The sequence below is a fragment of the Flavihumibacter solisilvae genome, assembly GCF_000814475.1.
Classification (GTDB): Bacteria; Bacteroidota; Bacteroidia; order Chitinophagales; family Chitinophagaceae; genus Flavihumibacter; species Flavihumibacter solisilvae.
The window spans coordinates 35130-55294 of the sequence record NZ_JSVC01000027.1 but is presented as its reverse complement, the minus strand read 5'-3'; the positions used below and the strand labels follow the sequence as shown (position 1 = coordinate 55294).

Annotated in this window: 18 protein-coding genes; 15 read left to right on the top strand and 3 right to left on the bottom strand. The window is 45.9% G+C overall.

Translation table 11 applies throughout. The features are described 5' to 3' along the window. Nucleotides 1-67 precede the first annotated feature (67 nt). Both atpD and atpC read left to right on the top strand, forming a co-directional pair. Nucleotides 68-1567 (top strand): F0F1 ATP synthase subunit beta, encoded by a 1500-nt coding sequence (gene atpD, locus OI18_RS20450; protein WP_039143414.1) that lies wholly within the window; start codon nt 68-70, stop codon nt 1565-1567. Between the two features lie 48 nt (nt 1568-1615). Next, the gene (atpC, locus tag OI18_RS20445) at nt 1616-1885 is read left to right on the top strand and encodes an ATP synthase F1 subunit epsilon (protein WP_039143412.1); all 270 of its coding nucleotides are present in this window, start codon (nt 1616-1618) and stop codon (nt 1883-1885) included. Nucleotides 1886-2008: 123 nt separating this feature from the next. Here the strand turns inward: atpC and OI18_RS24580 are convergent, their stop codons facing one another. Together OI18_RS24580 and OI18_RS20440 are read right to left on the bottom strand one after the other, a co-directional pair. After that, nucleotides 2009-2191, bottom strand: coding sequence for a hypothetical protein (locus OI18_RS24580; protein WP_152616902.1), 183 nt, complete (start codon nt 2189-2191; stop codon nt 2009-2011). Between the two features lie 67 nt (nt 2192-2258). After that, the gene (locus OI18_RS20440; protein ID WP_039143410.1) at nt 2259-2816 is read right to left on the bottom strand and encodes a YqgE/AlgH family protein; all 558 of its coding nucleotides are present in this window, start codon (nt 2814-2816) and stop codon (nt 2259-2261) included. A gap of 162 nt (nt 2817-2978) precedes the next feature. Here OI18_RS20440 and OI18_RS20435 point away from each other — a divergent pair, with 162 nt between their 5' ends. Next, nucleotides 2979-4319 carry a sensor histidine kinase gene (locus OI18_RS20435; RefSeq protein WP_039143407.1) on the top strand — a complete coding sequence of 447 codons (1341 nt, stop codon included), beginning with the start codon at nt 2979-2981 and terminating at the stop codon, nt 4317-4319. Here the strand turns inward: OI18_RS20435 and OI18_RS20430 are convergent, their stop codons facing one another. After that, nucleotides 4320-5588, bottom strand: coding sequence for an S-adenosylmethionine:tRNA ribosyltransferase-isomerase (locus OI18_RS20430; protein WP_240312809.1), 1269 nt, complete (start codon nt 5586-5588; stop codon nt 4320-4322). A gap of 247 nt (nt 5589-5835) precedes the next feature. Here OI18_RS20430 and mraZ point away from each other — a divergent pair, with 247 nt between their 5' ends. The 12 genes from mraZ (at nt 5836) to ftsA (ending at nt 20131) form a co-directional block, all read left to right on the top strand. Beyond that, entirely contained in the window at nt 5836-6297 is a 462-nt protein-coding gene (gene mraZ / locus OI18_RS20425; RefSeq protein ID WP_039143405.1) for a division/cell wall cluster transcriptional repressor MraZ, read from the top strand. 3 nt (nt 6298-6300) lie between these two features. Next, nucleotides 6301-7257 (top strand): 16S rRNA (cytosine(1402)-N(4))-methyltransferase RsmH, encoded by a 957-nt coding sequence (rsmH, locus tag OI18_RS20420; RefSeq protein ID WP_052273441.1) that lies wholly within the window; start codon nt 6301-6303, stop codon nt 7255-7257. A gap of 6 nt (nt 7258-7263) precedes the next feature. Next, nucleotides 7264-7584 (top strand): FtsL-like putative cell division protein, encoded by a 321-nt coding sequence (locus tag OI18_RS20415; protein ID WP_039143402.1) that lies wholly within the window; start codon nt 7264-7266, stop codon nt 7582-7584. Between the two features lie 26 nt (nt 7585-7610). Further along, nucleotides 7611-9719, top strand: coding sequence for a penicillin-binding protein (locus OI18_RS20410; RefSeq protein ID WP_039143399.1), 2109 nt, complete (start codon nt 7611-7613; stop codon nt 9717-9719). Next, nucleotides 9719-11185, top strand: a complete 1467-nt coding sequence (locus OI18_RS20405; RefSeq protein WP_039143396.1) for a UDP-N-acetylmuramoyl-L-alanyl-D-glutamate--2,6-diaminopimelate ligase — start codon at nt 9719-9721, stop codon at nt 11183-11185. Before OI18_RS20410 ends, OI18_RS20405 begins: the two co-directional genes overlap by 1 nt. A gap of 83 nt (nt 11186-11268) precedes the next feature. Next, entirely contained in the window at nt 11269-12543 is a 1275-nt protein-coding gene (gene mraY, locus OI18_RS20400) for a phospho-N-acetylmuramoyl-pentapeptide-transferase (protein ID WP_039143394.1), read from the top strand. Nucleotides 12544-12642: 99 nt separating this feature from the next. After that, nucleotides 12643-13983, top strand: a complete 1341-nt coding sequence (gene murD, locus OI18_RS20395) for a UDP-N-acetylmuramoyl-L-alanine--D-glutamate ligase (protein ID WP_039143391.1) — start codon at nt 12643-12645, stop codon at nt 13981-13983. Between the two features lie 48 nt (nt 13984-14031). Beyond that, nucleotides 14032-15258, top strand: a complete 1227-nt coding sequence (locus tag OI18_RS20390; RefSeq protein ID WP_039143389.1) for an FtsW/RodA/SpoVE family cell cycle protein — start codon at nt 14032-14034, stop codon at nt 15256-15258. Further along, nucleotides 15255-16361, top strand: coding sequence for an undecaprenyldiphospho-muramoylpentapeptide beta-N-acetylglucosaminyltransferase (murG, locus tag OI18_RS20385; protein ID WP_039143387.1), 1107 nt, complete (start codon nt 15255-15257; stop codon nt 16359-16361). The genes OI18_RS20390 and murG overlap by 4 nt, the downstream gene beginning before the upstream one ends. A gap of 11 nt (nt 16362-16372) precedes the next feature. Then, the gene (murC, locus tag OI18_RS20380; protein WP_039143384.1) at nt 16373-17758 is read left to right on the top strand and encodes a UDP-N-acetylmuramate--L-alanine ligase; all 1386 of its coding nucleotides are present in this window, start codon (nt 16373-16375) and stop codon (nt 17756-17758) included. Next, complete coding sequence (locus OI18_RS20375) at nt 17755-18741, top strand: cell division protein FtsQ/DivIB (RefSeq protein ID WP_039143382.1); 987 nt, start codon at nt 17755-17757, stop codon at nt 18739-18741. The genes murC and OI18_RS20375 overlap by 4 nt, the downstream gene beginning before the upstream one ends. Before the next feature lie 13 nt (nt 18742-18754). Beyond that, on the top strand, nt 18755-20131 hold the full coding sequence (gene ftsA / locus OI18_RS20370; RefSeq protein ID WP_039143379.1) for a cell division protein FtsA: 1377 nt from the start codon (nt 18755-18757) through the stop codon (nt 20129-20131). Nucleotides 20132-20165 lie beyond the last annotated feature (34 nt).

Here is a 20165-nt window from a genome sequence, read left to right as displayed (position 1 = left end):
ATTTTACGGCCCAACCCTTACCTTTGCGGCAAAATTCGAAAACCTCACCAAAAAAGGTCTTTATAAAATGTCAACTAAAGGAAAGATCAAACAGATCATCGGAGCGGTACTGGACGTACAATTCGATGGGAAATTACCCGAAATTCTGAACGCCCTTGAAATAAAGCGCGAAAACGCTGAGCCTCTGGTACTTGAAGTACAGCAGCACCTTGGGGAAGACAGTGTTCGTTGTATCGCGATGGACGGTACAGAAGGTCTGGTACGCGGAATGGAAGTAGTTGACACCGGTAAACCTATTGCCATGCCAATCGGCGAAAGCATAAATGGTCGCCTTTTCAATGTAACGGGTGATCCTATTGATGGACTTCCTGCAGTTGACAAGAGCAATGGCCGTCCGATTCACAATAAGCCACCGTTATTCGAAAACCTCAGCACATCTACGGAAGTGCTGTTCACAGGTATCAAAGTAATTGACCTCATTGAACCTTATGCGAAAGGTGGTAAGATCGGTCTGTTTGGCGGTGCCGGAGTAGGTAAGACCGTATTGATCCAGGAACTTATTAATAACATCGCAAAAGGACACGGTGGTCTGTCTGTATTCGCAGGTGTGGGTGAGCGTACCCGCGAAGGAAACGACCTGATGCGTGAAATGATCGAGGCGGGAATCATGAAATATGGTGATGCCTTTAAACATAGCATGGAAGAAGGTGGATGGGATCTGGAAAAAGTAAACCTGGACGAACTGAAGGAGTCAAAAGCAACCTTCGTTTTCGGACAGATGAACGAACCTCCTGGTGCCCGTGCGCGCGTAGCCCTGAGTGGACTGACCATAGCTGAATATTTCCGTGATGGAGATGGTACAGGTAAGGGAAGAGACATCCTGTTCTTCGTGGATAACATCTTCCGTTTCACCCAGGCAGGTTCGGAGGTTTCGGCTCTGCTTGGACGTATGCCTTCCGCAGTAGGATATCAGCCTACCCTGGCAACTGAAATGGGACTGATGCAGGAGCGTATTACTTCAACAAAGAACGGATCAATTACTTCCGTACAAGCGGTTTATGTACCGGCGGATGACCTTACCGATCCGGCTCCTGCGACTACCTTCGCTCACCTGGATGCTACGACCGTACTCAGCCGCAAAATCGCTGACCTTGGTATCTATCCTGCGGTTGACCCGCTGGATTCAACTTCAAGAATCCTTAGTCCGCAGGTAGTTGGCGATTCACATTACAACACGGCCAACCGCGTAAAACTGATTCTTCAGCGTTATAAGGAACTGCAGGATATCATTGCGATCCTTGGAATGGACGAACTGAGCGATGAGGACAAGATGACGGTTCAGCGTGCACGTAAAGTACAGCGTTTCCTCAGCCAGCCTTTCCACGTGGCAGAGCAATTTACCGGTCTGAAGGGGGTGTTCGTAAGTATAGAAGACACAATCCGCGGATTCAATATGATCATGGACGGTGAAGTGGATGAGTATCCTGAAGCCGCATTCAACCTGGTTGGTACTATTGAAGATGCCATTGAAAAAGGCAAGAAACTGCTTGCTCAGGCACAGGGATAACAATTGCTGGGGATAACTAACCCCAATCCACAAATGATAAACTGAAATATGAATCTTGAAATACTGACTCCGGAACGAAAACTTTACAGTGGTGAAGTGTACGGTGTGCAATTGCCTGGTGTGGATGGACTTTTTGAGGTACTGGAAAAACACGCACCAATGGTAAGCGCCCTGAAAGCAGGAAAATTGAAGGTGCTGAAGGATAAAAACCAGCATGAATCAACTGCATTTACGATCCAGAGCGGATTTGTTGAAGTATTCCATAATAAAGTAACCGTGTTGGTTGAAGGTGCTGTTCCGGCTGAATCGAACCGATAAGCCTGACTCGCGTACCCTGGAACAAGAAAGGAGAGAATTCGAATAACCGGCACGGTCTATAATCTAGGGAAATGACTGAACCCGCAGCTGAAAGGCTGCGGGTTTTTTGCTTTTAAACATTGTTCAGGGTGTTTTCACCATACCATTTACCGCTAAAACACTCTGGTGCAGCCCGGCTGTTGTAGTTAATATTGCATCAGGATCCCGGTGATACAAAAGCGACAGGATGGGGTAAGCTGCAATGTTGGTCGGGAGAATGCTGTCAATGTTATCATCGAGGGATTCGTGGGTTGGTAAGTCAGACAAAAAGCCGGTCCCCAGAAATGGGTGTGCCGGTTTTTTGTCGTTCTTTTATCCTGGAATGACTGGTTGTTCAGTTCAGTTGGGGATCTATCGGGTAGTTTACCAGTTGTTCATAATCGCCGCCCAACTCGAGGAGTGCATCTTTCCAGATTGCATTGAAGTCTTCATGAAAGATCAGTTTGCTTGTGCCGCGTGAAGTAATCCATGATTTTTCCTTCAGTTCACCCTGCAGCTGGCCTTCAGCCCACCCGGAGTAACCGATAAAAAACCGGATACCAGAGACTTCGATATCGCCTGATTTCAACAATGAAACCGCAGTTTCAAAATCGCCACCCCAATAAATACCATCTGTAACTTCGAAGCCTCCCGGTATTTTGTCAGGAAATTGGTGAAGAAAATGTATGGTATCCATCTGAACCGGTCCACCATAGTAGACGGTGATCGGCATTCCTTCAGCGCTTGCCATCAACTGGTCGAGGGTGAAATCATATTGCCTGTTCAGCACAAACCCAAAACTGCCTTCATCCTGGTGCTCGCAAAGAAACACGACCGTTCTCATGAAATTCGGGTCTTTCAGAAACGGATCAGCGATAAGCAGTACCCCCGCAGCAGGTAATAATTTTGCCATACCATTAATTTATAGAATATTGAGGAATAACACAACAAATGTTTGATACGTTCAACCGTCGGTTTGTGTTCATCTGGAGGGTGAATATAAAACGCTGTTAATTCAACAAGCTTTGTCGAAAGTTATAATGAATAAACATATACCAAAGTTATTTTTGCTGTAATGAAGAGGATCTTTCCACTTATTATTTTATTGGTTCTGTTGTCTCTGGTCGGTATCATCGTAATACAGGTTTCGTGGTTCCGTTCCATGCTCGTGATTAAAGAAGATCAGTTAGCTGAACGGGTGATTAAAGCGATGGACAATGCAGGCCAGGAGCTGATGGCCCAAAAAGGCACCCTGCCTTCTCTCAAAAACCGGAGAATGCGTCCCAACCTTACGTGGCCGTCGGACCAGCTTATGCTGGAGCTCATGAAACCCTCAACCATTTCTGAAAAGTTTACCACTTTTGAAGTAGAAGAAAAGCTGCGTAAACATTTTAATTCAAACGGGCTCAAAGACACACAATTCGAGTTTGTTATTACTTCCGATGCAGGGTTTCTAACCTATGACGAACTGCGCTCGCGTAATTTTGATAAGGTTGTTGAAGATACCCTCCGTAACAGACGTTTTATTTATCCATTACAGATTCCCGGGGGCAGTAATCTGGAGGGGCTGGTTCCTGAAGAGGTAATGATGGTTGTGGTGCCCAACGTGAAGCATATCGTTTTTCGCGAACTAAGGTGGATGCTGGCAGGGGCCATTCTATTTACACTTATTTTGCTGGCCGCATTTTATGTAACGGTGAGTGCTTTGCTGAGGCAAAAGAAGATGAGTGAAATCAAAAACGATTTCATCAACAACATGACCCACGAATTTAAAACGCCACTTGCTACAATCTCACTCGCAGTGGATGCATTACGTACAGAAAAAGTTTCGCAGGACAGGGAAAAAATGGGCTACTTCACCGGCATCATCAAAGAGGAAAACAAACGAATGAACAAACAGGTTGAGACGATTCTGCAGGCTGCACTTATGGACCGGCAGGAGATCCAGCTTAACAAAAAACCTGTACACGTACATTCAATAATTGAACAGGTGCTCGAAAATTTCGACCTGCAGTTCCAGAACAAAAACGGCCGTGCAGATATATTGCTCAATGCAAAAAATGACGAGATCATGGCTGATGAAGTACACTTCACAAACCTGATCAATAACCTGGTTGATAATGGTGTAAAGTATTCAAAAGATAACCTTCATCTCAGAATCAGTACCACCAATACCAATAAAGGTATTCAGGTTAAGATTGAGGATAATGGTATCGGCATGACAAAAGAAAGTGTAAAACGAATCTTCGAGAAATTCTACCGGGTTCATACCGGAAACCTCCATAATGTTAAGGGATTTGGCCTCGGTCTTAGTTATGTTAAAACAATAGTTGACGCACACCAGGGTAAAATCAAGGTTGATAGTACGCTCGGGAAGGGAACATCATTCACTATTGAAATGCCTTTCGGAAAATAATTACGGTTTGTTGCACCACAACAGTGAGCCATCGCCATAACTAAGAAATCGGAAATCATTTTCAAGAGCGTAAGCATATACTTTTTTCCAGTCGTTGCCGATCAGTGCTGCTACCAGCAACAACAGGGTTGATTGTGGCTGATGAAAATTCGTAATCAGTCCCCGGATCATCCGGACATAATAACCAGGCGCAATCAGGATTTGAGTTTTACAAAGTATGCGAACCATTTGGTGTTTTTTCATCCAGCTTAACAGGCTGATCAATGACTGTCCCGCCGTGAGCTGGTGCCTGCCCAATTCTTCATATACTTCCCATTGCTTCATTTCCAGTCCTTCAATGTTAATCCGGGGATTAACGTATGCTTTAACTCCCATCCAGTATAAGCTTTCCAGTGTGCGCAACGATGTTGTTCCCACTGCAAGAATTCTTCCTTCATACGACAGAAGTTCTTCAATGGTTGCTATGTCCACCTCTATGAACTCTGCGTGCATATCATGATCAGCAATGTATTCCGATTTTACAGGCTTGAATGTTCCCGCACCGACATGTAATGTAACAAAGGACCTGCTGATGCCTTTATCAGATAGTTCTTTAAATACCTGGTCTGTAAAATGAAGTCCCGCTGTAGGGGCTGCCACCGAACCTTCCATTTCTGCATAAATGGTTTGGTATCTGTCACTATCCTGTTTGTTGCTGTCACGTTTTAAGTATGGGGGAATGGGTATCACGCCAACCGCATGAAGAAGCTCTGCAAATGATAAAGTATCTGGAGCCCAGGTAAACAGAATACTAAACGTGTCCTGATTCCGCGCGTCGATAGCAGCCGTCAGATGAACTGTCGTATCGCCATAAGTAACCGATTTTTCCAGGATTGTCCCGTGCTTCCATTTACTGGCACCTCCAACCAGGCAGTTCCACCTGACCTGGCCGGTCTGCAGCATCGCGGTAGTAACATCGGGGTAATCCGGGTGAGGTTCCAGACAGAAAAGTTCGATTACCCCACCCGTGGGTTTGGTAAAATAGATCCTGGCTTCTACAACTTTTGTTTTATTGAATACCAGCAGGTGACCTGCAGGAACCTGGTCTGCTAGCTGCCTGTAGGTCGTCTCGTGTATGTTTCCGGATTCGTAAACCAGCAACCGCGACGCGTCGCGATTTGAAAGCGGATATGATGCAATCCGGTGATCGGGTAAATCATAAGTGTAATCCGCAATTGCCAGGGTTTTTGGTGAATTGGTGCCGTTCATACTCCCTGCAAATTGCATCATTCGCTCAAATTCGCCCTCTTATTTTAAGAAGTTGCTGGCAATTAACATGATATCCACCGCAATCCACAATCAGTTCACATCCCATTGTCCAGTTTCGATGCATGTTTTCGCTAAAACGTACATGTACGCTGCATCCTGACGTAGATCCCCTATGTGGAAAAAATAAAGGGTTCGAAATTTTTATCGAAAGTGGGAAAAAGTGTTATTTTGTGGTAATAAATGTCAATACGCAGACATACTTGGGTAAATGAAAGGTTTTTTAGGCGAATACGAAGCTACGCTGGACGCCAAAGGGCGATTCCTGCTCCCGGCAGGGCTGAAAAAGCAATTGCCGGAAGGGGAACAGCAATTCGTGATCAACAGGGGCTTTGAGAAATGTCTCACCCTGTATCCCATGAAAAGCTGGGAGCCTATATATACGGAGATCAGCAAACTGAATGATTTTGACCCGAAAGTAAGGGAATTCAGAAGGTATTTCATGAATGGGGCAACTGAAGTGGAACCGGATAGTGCAGGCAGGTTGCTGTTGCCGCCAAACCTTAAAGAGCATGCTGGCCTTGAAAAAGATATTGTGCTGGTTTCGGCGGTAAACAAAATAGAGATATGGGACGCTGCCAGATATAAGCAGTTCTTTGAATCATTTTCATCAGAAGCATTCAGTAGCCTTGCCCAGCAGGTTATGGCAAAGGCCAGTGAAAACGGAATTTAGGTCATGGCAAAAGAGACCCACATACCATCAGGAATCGAAGGGCAGGATCCGGAAGAAGGCGGTTATCACATTCCGGTCATGTTGCAGGAAACTGTTGACGGGCTTAATATCAGGCCTGCCGGAATATATGTCGACTGTACGTTCGGCGGAGGTGGACACTCACGCGCCATACTTGCAGCCCTGGGACCCGATGGCAAGCTGTTCGCGTTCGACCAGGATGATGCTGCCCGCCGCAACCTGCCGAACGACGACCGGGTGATCTTTATCCCTCACAACTTCAGGCATCTTCAACGGTTCCTCCGGCTTCATCGAGTTGAGCAGGTAGACGGAGTGCTGGCCGATCTGGGCGTAAGCAGCCACCAGTTCGACGAAGGTGAACGTGGCTTTTCCATCCGGTACGATGCCGGCCTCGATATGAGAATGGACCAACGGGCGACTCTGAGAGCTGCGGATGTAATTGCAACGTACTCAGAACAACAGTTACACCGGCTCTTTGAACAATTTGGTGAAGTGACAAATGCCAAAACACTGGCGAGAACCATTGTGGCGGTAAGAAGTAAAATTCCGCTGGCCACGATCAGCCAGTTCAAGGCAGCACTGCAGCCAATCGTTAAGGGGAATCCGAATAAATATTTTGCACAGGTCTTCCAGGCATTGAGAATTGAGGTGAATGATGAGCTGGGCGCATTGAAGGAAATGCTGCAACAGGTGCCGCTGTTATTGAGACATAGGGGACGTGTAGCAATGATAACATTCCATTCTCTCGAAGACAGGCTTGTGAAGAATTTTTTCAAGAATGGCACTTTTGAAACAGAAGAGGATGACAATCCCTTTGAAAATAAAAAGAGTGTTTCTCTGCTTAAGGTAGTCAGCAAAAAGCCGGTGCTGCCGGGGAGTGAAGAACTGAAAAGAAATCCGCGATCCAGAAGTGCAAAACTCAGAATCGCAGAAAAAATATAAGCGGACATGAAACAGCAGCGCAACAAAAAAGAAAAGTGGTTCAGGATCAATTACGAGGCAATTGTAAAAAACCTCCCGTTTATCCTGTTCCTATGCGGACTTGCTGTACTATATATTTATAATGGACATTATTCGGACAAACTGATCAAGTCGATCAGCAGAACGAACCGGGAGTTAAAGGAAATGCAGTTTGAATATAAAACGCTGAAAAGTGAAGTGATGTTCAGGAGCAAACAGACAGAACTTGCGAGAGTTGTTGAGCCGCTGGGATTGAAAGAACTTGTCACTCCACCGGTTGTAATTAAAGATAGTGCAGATAATAAATAATAAGATCAAAAAAAACAGCGGTTGCTTTGGAAGTAAAACGCGATATACTGTGGAGGGTGTACCTCTGTTTTCTGGGTATAGTATTGTTATCTGTCGCAGTATTAGGAAGAGCTCTTTACATACAGAACGCCGAAGGTTCATACTGGAGGAGTAAAAGTGACAGTCTGCATACAAGGATCATCAATCTTGACGCAGATCGCGGTACTATTTATAGTGCTGACGGAAATATGCTAAGTACATCCATTCCTTTTTTCAATATCTATATCGATTTCGGGGCAGAAGGGTTGCAGGAGAAGAAAGGAAAAAGGTTCCGGGATAATCTCGATTCACTAAGTATTTCACTCGCCCAGCTTTTCCAGGATCGAAGCTCGCAGGAGTATCGCCAATTGTTGCAAACTGGCTTCCGGAAAAAAGACCGGTATTTCCAGTTGAAAAAAGGGATCAGTTTCCAGGAGTATAAAAAACTGCGCGACTTTCCACTCGTGAGGCAGGGAAGAAACAAAAGCGGGTTTATTGCGGAAGTAAGAAGCAGGCGCCTGAATCCTTATGGCTTGCTCGCAAACCGTACCATTGGCCTGGCTCGTGAGAATGCACAGAATGTGGGTCTGGAACGAACTTACGACAGCCTTCTGAAAGGAGAATCCGGCAAGAAATTGGTGAGATTTATTTCCGGAGGTGTGGCAGTGCCCGTGGAAGGCTATGAAGTTGAACCTGAAAACGGGAAAGACCTTGTGACAACCATTGATGTGAACATTCAGGACATTGCCGAAAACGCACTTCTGAAGATGATGATCGAAAATGAGGCAGAACATGGAACCTGCATCGTGATGGAAGTGGCAACCGGAAAAGTGAAAGCAATTGCAAACCTCGGAAAGAAATCCGCGGGAGAATATTGGGAAGATTTGAATTACGCCATACGTGCTTCTGAACCGGGGTCTACATTCAAGCTGGCAACATTGCTGGCGGTGCTTGAAGATAATAAAGCGCACATCGGAACACATGTAAACCTTGAGAACGGAGTATGGAAAGTGAATGGGAGAACGGTCTTTGACAGTGAAAGGCATAAACGAACTGATGTAACTATTCAGCAGGCGTTTGAGCTGAGCAGCAATGTCGGAATGGCCAAACTCGCGATCAATTACTACGCTGGTAATCCGATGCAGTATATCAGTCATTTGCGCAGGCTCAGACTGCACGAAGGTTCCGGTATTGACCTGGTTGGTGAAACCCGACCGATTGTGAAAACACCGAAATCGAAAACCTGGAGTGCTACCTCATTACCGTGGATGTCCTTCGGTTACGAAGTTCTGGTTAGCCCGCTGCAAACACTGATGCTTTATAACGCAGTTGCGAATAACGGGAAGATGATGAAACCTTATCTCGTGCAGGAAATAAGACAGGGTGCAGAAGTAGTGAGGACGCATGAACCGGAAGTGATGGTTGAGAAAATTTGCAGCGACGCAACCCTGAGACAACTGAAAACCTGCCTGGAAGGAGTGGTGGTCAATGGAACCGCTAAAAGCCTGTCAACTCCTTATTATGGAATTGCGGGTAAAACCGGGACTGCCCTGGTCGCAAATGGTAACCATGGTTATTCAGATCATATTTACCAGTCGTCATTTGCAGGATATTTTCCGGCAGACAAACCTGAATACAGTTGTATAGTTGTGATCAGGAATAAACCACATGCAGTTAAATACTATGGTGGAGCTGTTGCAGGGCCGGTATTCAGGGAAATAGCAGATAAGCTCTTCGCTATGCTGTCCCAAAAATTACCTGCAGCAACAGCAATGGGTCCGGGGATCGACAGCAGTGCATTTTTTTATGCTGGCGAATCCGGGGAGGTACGCAAAGTGTTTGAGGTACTGAAGGTACCATACAGAGATAGTGCAGTAGATAAACGATGGGTAACAGTAGCCAGTACGACGGATCATAAAACGGAGTTGGCTGCACTTAAGGTTACGAAAAAGGAAATGCCGGCTTTAAAGGGAATGGGGTTGAAAGACGCGCTTTACATACTGGAAGATCTGAAAGTGAAAGTGATCGTAAAAGGCAGGGGGAAAGTAGTCAGGCAGTCAATCGAACCGGGTAGCCCGGTACCTGTCAATAGTCGGGTAGAGATAGAATTGAACTAATGGTCATATTACAAGACATACTGTACCAGGCCAGGATCCGTTCGGTGAACGGCAACCTGCAATGTGAAGTAAATGACCTGCAGATTGATTCGCGGAAAGTGACAAACGGTTCTTGTTTTATTGCAATAAGAGGTTCGGCGGCAGACGGTCATGCATTCATAGATAAAGCAATTCAGTCTGGTGCAAGATCGGTGATTTGTGAATCGCTGCCGGAAAGCCTTAGCAACGGTATAACATATGTACAGGTAGAAGACAGTAGTGATGCTGCGGGTTGGATGGCGCATCACTTTTATGACCAGCCTTCCGCAAAGCTGAAGCTGGTGGGAATTACAGGAACAAATGGAAAAACAACTGTCGCTACCTTATTATATAAGCTCTTTACATCGCTGGGATACGATTGTGGATTACTGAGTACAGTGCAGAATATGATTGCCGGCCGTGTGATGCCGGCAACACATACGACACCTGATCCCATTAGCCTGAATGCATTGCTCAGGCAGATGGTTGATACAGGTTGCAGGTTTGCATTTATGGAAGTAAGCTCACATGCCATCCATCAGCACAGGATCAGCGGCCTGCAGTTCGCAGGTGGAGTCTTTACCAATATCACTCATGATCATCTTGACTATCACAAGACTTTTGATGAGTATATACGGGTAAAAAAGTCATTCTTCGATATTATGCCGGCCGATGCATTTGCCATCAGTAATCTCGATGACAAGCGAGGCCAGGTGATGTTGCAGAACACGGTTGCTGTGAAAAAATTGTACAGTTTGCGATCAGTCGCAGATTTCAAAGGAAAGATCCTGGAGAATGGCCTTACCGGGCTTGTGATGCAGTTGAATGACCAGGAAGTGCATTTCCGGCTGATTGGAGAATTCAATGCATACAACTTGCTTGCGGTATATGGTGCAGCTATTCTCCTGGGAGAAAATAAACAGGAAGTGTTGCAGAGCCTGAGCGAACTGAGCGGGGCAGCAGGGAGATTTGAATACGTGGTTTCCCCAATGGACCATGTAATCGGAATCGTTGATTATGCGCACACACCTGATGCTCTTATTAATGTGCTGAAGACCATCCGGCAGTTGCGGAAAGGAGATGAGAAGGTGATAACTGTTGTGGGTTGTGGAGGCGACCGGGATAAGACAAAGCGACCCGTTATGGCTCAGGCAGCATGTGACCTGAGCACAAAGGCAATCTTCACTTCGGATAATCCTCGCAGTGAAGATCCTCAGGAAATCCTGCGGGACATGGAATCAGGATTGAATACGGCAGCGAAAAGGAAATTCATTTCCATCGCAGACAGGCGGGAAGCAATTAAGACTGCTTTTAGTCTTGCCAATCCGGGTGATATTGTTCTTATTGCAGGTAAGGGACACGAACAGTACCAGGAAGTGAAGGGAGTGCGACATCATTTTGATGACATGGAAGAGATGACGAAAGCGATTGAATTATTAGGAAAGTAGATATATAAATTTTTAGGACGGTTACGAACAACAAATCCATCCGGCTGGACACCGGATGGTAAGCCAGTGACAAAAAAACCATCATGCTGTACCACTTAATTGATTGGTTAAAAGAAATGGATATTAAATTCCCGGGAAGTGCGCTGTTTCAGTTCATCACTTCCCGGGTGTTGCTGGCCGTTATTCTGTCACTGGTTATCACTACGCTGTTCGGAAAGAAGCTGATCAATTACCTGCTTAAAAAACAGGTCGGTGAAAGCGTACGTGACCTGGGGCTTGAAGGAGAACAGCAGAAAAAGGGAACACCTACAATGGGTGGACTGATTATAATATTAGCGATCATTTTGCCGACACTATTATTGGCGGATCTCAATAAGGCTTATGTGCGACTGATGATTTTCAGCACCATTTGGATGGGGATGATAGGGTTTGTGGATGACTACCTGAAGCTGCGAGCCAAAAGAATTGCGCAGCAACAGGGCGTTCAGTATAAAAAAGGAGATAAAGACGGATTGGCGGGATGGTTCAAGATATTGGGACAGGTGGGACTCGGACTGATCATCGGAATTACGCTTCTGTTTAATGAAAATACGAAGGCATGGCGCGAATACCGCGGAACGCCATCACAGAACGAGGCGGTGAAAGAAGTTAAATTCCAGAATGCCAAACGATACTTTGTTGAAGCCGATGAACCAATCACAACGATCCCTTTTGTGAAGGGTCACGAATTCAATTATTCGAAATTGCTTCCGCAGGCGCTACGCGGATTTACCTCCGTGCTCTATATACTGATCGTAATATTTATTGTCACGGCTGTTTCAAATGGAGCAAATATTACAGATGGCGTGGATGGACTGGCAACCGGGGTGAGTGCGATCATCGGGGTTTGTCTCGCGGTATTCGCCTATGCAAGTGGAAACCTGGTACTGGCAGATTACCTGAACATCATGTACATCCCTAACCTGGGTGAGTTGTCCATATTTATTGGTGCCATGGTAGGGGCTTGTGTCGGGTTCCTTTGGTATAACGCTTACCCCGCACAGGTCTTTATGGGTGATACCGGTAGCCTGACACTCGGTGGGATCATTGCGGCGCTGGCTATAATTGTGAGAAAGGAATTATTGATACCCATTTTTTGCGGAGTGTTTCTTGCCGAAAATCTGAGTGTGGTTTTGCAGGTTAGTTATTTCAAGTACACCCGCAAAAAGTATGGTGAGGGGAGAAGGATATTTTTGATGAGCCCGCTTCATCACCATTACCAAAAGCTCGGGTATCATGAAAGTAAGATAGTAACCAGATTTTGGATAGTGACTATATTATGTGTGATCTTCTCAATTGTGACTCTGAAGATCCGTTAAGGCTTTTCTGAAAAACCAACCAACGACGAACGCATTTGTGGTGCAGAAATCCTATGCTGTTGAAGAACCCCCGATCCGTGGAAAACCTTTTTTGCTGAAATGAATGAACTGGTTATCATATTAGGTGCCGGCGAAAGCGGGGTTGGCGCGGCTTTGCTGGCAAAACAAAAGGGATTTGACTGTTTTGTCAGTGATGGCGGCCAACTCAAAAATGCGCATAAAGCCGAGCTGGAGGAAAATGGAATTGAATTCGAAGAAGGAACGCACAGTGAAGAAAAGATTCTGAGTGCAGCACTGGTGATCAAAAGTCCCGGAATTCCTGAGAAGAATGAACTGGTGAAGAAGATCCGGGCAAAAGGAATTGAAATGATCAGTGAGATCGAGTGGGCCTACCGGTATATTGGCGACAGCCGCGTAATAGCCATAACCGGTAGTAACGGAAAAACGACCACAACTGCATTAACATATCATATCTGCAAACACGCCGGACTGGATTGTGCCTTGGTAGGGAATATCGGGATCAGTTTTGCGCGACAGGTTGCAAACGATCCAAAGCCGTTGTATGTAGCAGAGATCAGTAGTTTTCAGCTGGATGATATTGTGACTTTCAGACCGCATATTGCTATCCTGACGAATATAACCGAAGATCACCTTGACCGTTACGATTACAGCTTTAGGAATTACATCAACAGCAAATTCAGAATAGCATTAAATCAACAGTCATCAGATTACTTTATTTACAATGCTGATGACGAAGTGACTGTACAGCATATAAAAGAGTTTCCAATACTATCTAACCCATTACCATTCAGTATGAGAAAAGAATTACTCCAGGGCGCATTTATTAAAGAGCAGGAAATGACAGTGGCAAATTCGGATGAGAAACTTCAGATGAGCATCTATGACTTTGCGCTCAAAGGAAAACATAACCAGTATAATACTATGGCAGCAGGGCTGGCAGCGTCCGTAATTGGACTGAGGAAAGATAAGATCAGGGAAGCAATACAGTCGTTCGAAGCGCTTGAACATCGCATGGAGCATGTCGCAACTGTTCGTGGCATTGAGTTCATCAACGACAGTAAGGCAACTAATGTGAACAGTACCTGGTATGCCCTCGAAAGCATGACCAAGCCAACTATTCTCATCCTGGGTGGTGTTGACAAGGGCAATGATTATGCGCAGATCCTCGATCTTGTTAAAGAAAAAGTAAAGGCGATCGTTTGCATGGGAGTAGACAACCGCAAGATCCATGAAGCATTTCAGAACGATGTTTCGGTAATGGTTAACACAGGCAGTGCGGCAGAAGCTGTTCATGCTTCCTTCCAACTTGCTGACAAGGGTGATGTAGTCTTGTTGAGTCCCGCCTGTGCCAGCTTCGATCTGTTCCGCAATTATGAAGATCGCGGAAACCAGTTCAAAGCCGCAGTTCGTGAACTCTGATTGGACAGACTCTTCAAATTTTTGATTTTTTAATTTTACTTCTATATAGTGTCCCTGCTAAACAAAACGAAAGGCGATAAAGTGATCTGGGCCCTGGTGGTGCTCCTGGCCCTCATGTCGCTGCTTGTTGTGTATAGCTCCACAGGGTCATTGGCATACAAGATGTACCGGGGTAATACGGAAGTTTACCTATTCAAGCAGGTAGTTTTCATCTGCATCGGTATACTTTTCATTTATTTCGCTCACCAGGTTAACTATACCTTATATTCCAGGATTGCGCAGGTCGTATTTATCCTGACCATACCCCTGCTGATATATACCTTGTTCTTTGGGGTGCGATTAAACGAAGGAAGCAGGTGGATCCGTTTGCCGATAATCAATCTCACCTTTCAAACCTCTGACTTAGCAAAGCTGGCTTTATTTATGTATATCAGCCGGATGTTGAGTAAGAAGCAGGAGGTGATCAAGGATTTCAAAAAAGGTTTTCTTCCTGTGATCATCCCGGTCGGTATCACCTGTATGCTCATAGCACCGGCAAACCTGTCAACAGCACTTCTGGTTGGGGCGACCAGCATGATGTTGCTGTTCATTGGTCGTGTCAGCATGAAGCACCTGTTTTTGACCGGCCTTGTTGCCCTCGTTCCGATAGCCATGCTGATTGGTGCTGCCATATTTCAACATAGTAATGGAAATGGTATCCAGGCGCGGTCAGAAAATAAGTCTAAACTGACTGCCCGGGTGAGTACCTGGGTGAACCGGGTGGAATCGTTTATGTATGGTGGTAATTCGGATGAAGATGACGATGACAATTACCAGGTGAACCAGGCGAAGATTGCTATAGCCAAAGGTGGATTCTTTGGTCTTGGTCCCGGTAACAGTGAGCAGCGGAATTTTCTTCCACACCCCTATTCAGATTTTATCTATGCTATTATAATAGAAGAATATGGCATAATTGGTGGTGGTGTTGTGATGTTCGTATACCTGATCTTTTTGTTCAGGAGCATCCAGCTGTTCAGGAAATGTCCTTATGCCTTCGGTGCCTTTCTGGCACTTGCACTGAGTTTTACATTGGTTATCCAGGCAATGGCGAATATGGCGGTGAATGTGAATCTTTTCCCGGTTACAGGTGTAACCCTGCCTCTCGTCAGTATGGGAGGAAGTTCGTTTCTGTTTACCTGCCTGGCCATAGGAATCATCCTCAGCGTATCGAGGTATGTGGAGAAGAATGAGGCTGTAAAAACATCAGATGGTGAACCGGAAAATGAAATGGCATGAAAAGAGGAAGAAAGATAATAATAGCAGGAGGGGGAACGGGTGGTCATATTTTTCCGGCCATTGCGATTGCAAATGCGCTGAAGCAATTGGAGCCTGAAACAGAATTACTGTTTGTAGGCGCGAAAGGAAAAATGGAGATGGAGAAAGTGCCGCAGGCCGGGTACAGGATCGAAGGACTTGATATTGCAGGCTTCAACAGGAGCTCTTTGATAAAAAATGTTGGTTTGCCTTTTAAGCTCATCAGGAGTTTTTTCCAGGTAAAAAAGATCTTCCAGTCCTTTCGGCCGGATGCAGTAATTGGCGTAGGCGGTTATTCGAGCTTCCCTGTCTTGAAATATGCCCAGCAGAAAGGTGTCGCCAGTTTCCTGCACGAATCAAATTCTTTTGCCGGTAAAAGCAACCAGATGCTTGGCAGGCATGCAGACAAAGTGTTCGTGGCAACCGATGGCATGGAAAAATTCTTTCCAGCAGGTAAGATCATGATCACCGGGAATCCTGTCCGTACCGCGATCGTCAGTGCTACGCTCAGCCGGGAAGAAGGAATCCGCTTTTTCGGCCTGGATCCTTCACGCACGACAATCCTTTCAATCGGGGGGAGTCTAGGCGCTAAAAGCATAAACGAGGCCATTGACGCAGGCCTGGGGCAATTCGAAACTGAAGGATTACAGTTGATCTGGCAAACCGGCAAACCTTATTCACAAAGAGGAAAGGAAGTTGCGGAAGGGAAAGGCAATGTCTGGGTGAACGAATTCATTACGCAGATGGAATATGCCTACGCGGCGGCAGATGTGATCATCTCAAGAGCGGGGGCAATGGCGATCGCTGAGATCTGTGTTGTAAAAAAGCCTGCTGTGTTGGTGCCTTATCCATTTGCAGCGGAGGATCACCAAACTGTTAATGCCCGGAACCTTGCAGACAAGCATGCTGCGATTTTAGTTAGCGACGGTGATGCAAAAAACAAACTGGTTCAAACTGCTATTGACCTGGCTAAAGATCCTTTACAGCAAAAAGAACTTAAAAACAATATTTCACCTTTATCCGTCACACATGCAGACAGAATAATTGCAACTGAAGTGTTACGGTTGACTGGGCAAAAGATATAAAAGATAAGAGATTGTTATCTGTTAAAGACATACAGGCTGTTTATTTTATCGGCATTGGCGGTATCGGGATGAGTGCGCTCGCCCGGTATTTTGTTTCGCTTGGCAAATCAGTCAGCGGTTATGATAAGACGGCAACACCACTGACGGCTGCGCTTGAAAAGGAAGGTATACCGGTTCATTATGAAGAAAACCTGCAGATTATTCCAAAAGACGTGCAACTCGTGGTATATACACCTGCAGTGCCGTCGAGCCATGCAGAACTGATTTTCTATCTGCAGTGTGGTTACACGGTAATGAAGCGGAGCGAAGTGCTCGGCATCATCAGTAATAGCTCTTTTAATATCTGTATTGGTGGCACTCACGGTAAAACCACCACTACCAGTATGACGGCTCATATTTTGCGACACACCGGGTATGGATGCAATGCCTTCCTCGGTGGAATCGCAGTAAACTATGGTACAAATTTCTGGAGTGACCCGCGCAATGTCGCAGTCATCGAAGCCGACGAATACGATCGCAGTTTCCTTCGCCTACACCCTGATATTGCAGTGATTAGTTCGATGGATCCGGATCACCTGGATATTTATGGCACGGAAGAGGCATTGCAGGATGCATTTATTGCATTCAGTCAGCAGGTAAAAGCGGGTGGTACACTTTTCAGCAAACACGGTCTGCCAAGGGGAAGTGCCCTGAATGCAGGAAGACACTATACCTACAGCCTGCAAAATGAATCTGCTGATGCCTATGCGAAGGATATCACCATGCATGATGGCAGCTACAGGTTTTCCGTTGCGTTACCGGGTGGTGGCATTGATGGCTTTACCCTTCATATGGGTGGTATGCACAATGTAGAAAATGCTGTGGTGTCTATCGCAATTGCACACCAGCTTGGCATCGAACCTGCAGCGATTGTCGATGCCGTGGAAAAATTCCAGGGAGTGAAGCGGCGGTTTGAATATGTAATCCGCAACAGCCGGATGGTTTTTATAGATGATTATGCCCATCACCCGGAAGAGTTGCGGGCATTGATCACAGGAGCAAAAACCCTTTACCCGGGAAGAAAGTGCACCGTGATTTTTCAGCCGCACCTGTTCAGCAGGACACACGATCTAGCCGATGAGTTCGCTTCAAGCCTTGACCTTGCCGACGATGTGGTGTTGTTGCCGATTTATCCCGCACGTGAGCTGCCCATGCCCGGAGTTACAAGTGAAATGATCCGTGATCGCATGAAATCGGATTATGTGAAAGTGGTTAAAAGAGAAGATTTGACCAATTATATAAAAAACGAATACGTTCCTGCGGCAAACCTCGAATTCGGGGAGCTGCTGATCACAGCCGGAGCAGGTGATATAGACGCGCTCGTGCAACCGGTAAAAGAACTGTTGGAAAAAATATGAATAAACGCAGGATCAATATCAGAAAACTTGTTGCCGCAATCCTATGGCTGATGGCCGGGGTTGCAGTGCTGGTGCTATTGGTCGCTGCCATCAGGAGCGGCAATGATGCAAACTGCTCGGGAGTCACGATCAGCATTAAAGGATCTCGCAAATTTTCCTTCCTGAATAAGTCTGATGTGATCAGGCTGATGGGTTCGGAAACGACTGCAGACCTGAAAGGGAAATCAACACTTTCTTTCGACCTCAGCAGCATGGAAGAAAGGATCAGCGCCAATAGCTGGGTTGCAGATGTTGAGCTATTCTTCGATAATGACAGGGTGCTGCAGGTGCAGGTTGAAGAAAGAGAGCCGATCGCGCGATTGTTTACCCGCTCAGGAAATTCCTGGTACCTCGACAGCAGTGGCAAATATCTGCCTCTGTCACCGGGTAAACCGCCAGTAAAACTTCCTGTGTTTACAGGTATGCCTGAGAAACTGAAACCTGCACAGGTCAGCGACAGTACTTTGCTTTCACATATAAAAGCAATCAGTAATGTTCTGTACAACGATGAATTCTGGTCGGCGCAGATCACGCAGGTCGATGTTACCGCTGGAAATGAATTTGAATTAGTACCTCTTGTCGGACGGCATATTATATTATTTGGTAATGGTAATTCGTGTGATAAAAAGTTCAGCAGGCTTGCGGTATTCTATCGCAACGTTCTCGCGCACACAGGCTTCGATTACTACAGCGCCATCAATATAAAATTCGATCAGCAGGTAATTGGTGTAAGAGGTGATGCAATATCCACATCGGTGGAAAAAAAAATAATGCCCGTCACTTTTGCTGATACATCTTTATCGGTTATTAGTAACAGGCCAGCCGTTCCGGACCCTGCATCCGCAAAATCCCAACCCGAAAGAAAGACAGTTAAAGATCCAACTCCTGTCCGCACCGCTGCTATCCGGCAGCCAAAAGCGGTAATGAGTAAGGTGAACAACTAAAAACAACATAGATATGAATTACGAACAACCCATTATCGTTGGGCTTGATATCGGAACGACAAAAATTGCTGCCATCGCTGGCCGTAAGAATGAATTTGGAAAGCTTGAGATCCTGGGTTTTGGTCGTTCAAACAGCAACGGAGTAAAGCATGGACAGGTATTGAACATTGATGAAACGATCAAGGCAATAGCCTGCGCACTGGAAAACTGTTATGCTTCAAACCCGAACCTCGAAATCAGCGAGGTTTATGTAGGTATTGCAGGTCACCACATCAAGAGCCTGCAGACCAGGGGGGATATTGTGCGCCAGAGCAATGAAGAGGAAATTTCACAACGGGAAATTGATCAGCTTGTCGCTGACCAGTATAAAACCTACATTCCTGCGGGCGACCAGATCATCGATGTGATCCCGCAGGAATTCACGGTAGATAATTTCCAGAATATTCCAAACCCGATTGGTTACGGCGGGGTGAAAGTTGGTGCAAACTTTCACATCATTACCGGTGACAAAAATGCGATCAGGAACATCAACCGCGCAGTGGAAAAAAGTGGACTGCACACGAAGGATCTCGTTTTACAGCCACTCGCATCTGCAGCAGCAGTAATGGGCCAGGAAGATATTGAGGCTGGAGTAGCCATCGTTGACATCGGAGGTGGTACTACCGACCTCGCCGTTTTTTACGAAGGCATTCTTAAGCATACTGCAGTAATTCCTTTCGGTGGAGAAAACATCACTAATGATATAAAGACCGGTCTTGGCGTGTTAAAAACACAGGCTGAGCAAATGAAAGTGCAGTTTGGCTCGGCTCTTGCTAATGAAGCTAAGGCTAACGCATTCATAACCATCCCGGGTATGCGCGGGCTCCCTCCCAAGGAAATCAGCGTGAAGAACCTCGCGAATATCGTTCAGGCAAGGATGAGCGAGATCATGGACTTTGTGACCTATCACCTGAAGCAGGTAGGAATGGATAGCAGGATGTTAAATGGCGGTATCGTGCTCACTGGTGGTGGATCCCAATTGAAACATCTTATTCAGCTGACTGAGTATGTTACAGGACTTAATGCGCGCATCGGATATCCGAATGAGCACCTGGCATCGGGACACATCGACGAGTTGACCAAACCAATGTATGCCACTTGTATAGGGCTGATCCTAAAAGGATATGATGACTATGAGCGAAACCGTAAACAGTTCGAACGGCATTTCCGCCCGGTTGAAATACCACGTGAATTGCAGAAGGATGCAGTAGTTGAAAAGACCGCACAGGTGACATCGGGTCCGGTTGAAGTTTCGGGCAGAAAATCAGAGTTAGGGATCAACAGGTTCTGGAGCAAATTCAAGGACAACCTGATTGATCTTTTCAAAGAGGAAGAAGATCAACATTTATAAGCGTACTTACTAACCATTAAATAATCCATTAACA

Bases quoted from the DNA above. Each gene is read 5' to 3' on its own strand.
- OI18_RS20440 (WP_039143410.1), bottom strand. From the start codon at position 2,816: ATGGCAAAATTATTACCTGCTGCGGGGGTACTGCTTATCGCTGATCCG.
- OI18_RS20375 (WP_039143382.1), top strand. From the start codon at position 17,755: ATGAATAAACGCAGGATCAATATCAGAAAACTTGTTGCCGCAATCCTA.
- OI18_RS20405 (WP_039143396.1), top strand. From the start codon at position 9,719: ATGGTCATATTACAAGACATACTGTACCAGGCCAGGATCCGTTCGGTG.
- murD (WP_039143391.1), top strand. From the start codon at position 12,643: ATGAATGAACTGGTTATCATATTAGGTGCCGGCGAAAGCGGGGTTGGC.
- mraZ (WP_039143405.1), top strand. From the start codon at position 5,836: ATGAAAGGTTTTTTAGGCGAATACGAAGCTACGCTGGACGCCAAAGGG.
- OI18_RS20415 (WP_039143402.1), top strand. From the start codon at position 7,264: ATGAAACAGCAGCGCAACAAAAAAGAAAAGTGGTTCAGGATCAATTAC.
- OI18_RS20435 (WP_039143407.1), top strand. From the start codon at position 2,979: ATGAAGAGGATCTTTCCACTTATTATTTTATTGGTTCTGTTGTCTCTG.
- rsmH (WP_052273441.1), top strand. From the start codon at position 6,301: ATGGCAAAAGAGACCCACATACCATCAGGAATCGAAGGGCAGGATCCG.
- murG (WP_039143387.1), top strand. From the start codon at position 15,255: ATGAAAAGAGGAAGAAAGATAATAATAGCAGGAGGGGGAACGGGTGGT.
- OI18_RS20430 (WP_240312809.1), bottom strand. From the start codon at position 5,588: ATGATGCAATTTGCAGGGAGTATGAACGGCACCAATTCACCAAAAACC.
- mraY (WP_039143394.1), top strand. From the start codon at position 11,269: ATGCTGTACCACTTAATTGATTGGTTAAAAGAAATGGATATTAAATTC.
- ftsA (WP_039143379.1), top strand. From the start codon at position 18,755: ATGAATTACGAACAACCCATTATCGTTGGGCTTGATATCGGAACGACA.
- atpD (WP_039143414.1), top strand. From the start codon at position 68: ATGTCAACTAAAGGAAAGATCAAACAGATCATCGGAGCGGTACTGGAC.
- atpC (WP_039143412.1), top strand. From the start codon at position 1,616: ATGAATCTTGAAATACTGACTCCGGAACGAAAACTTTACAGTGGTGAA.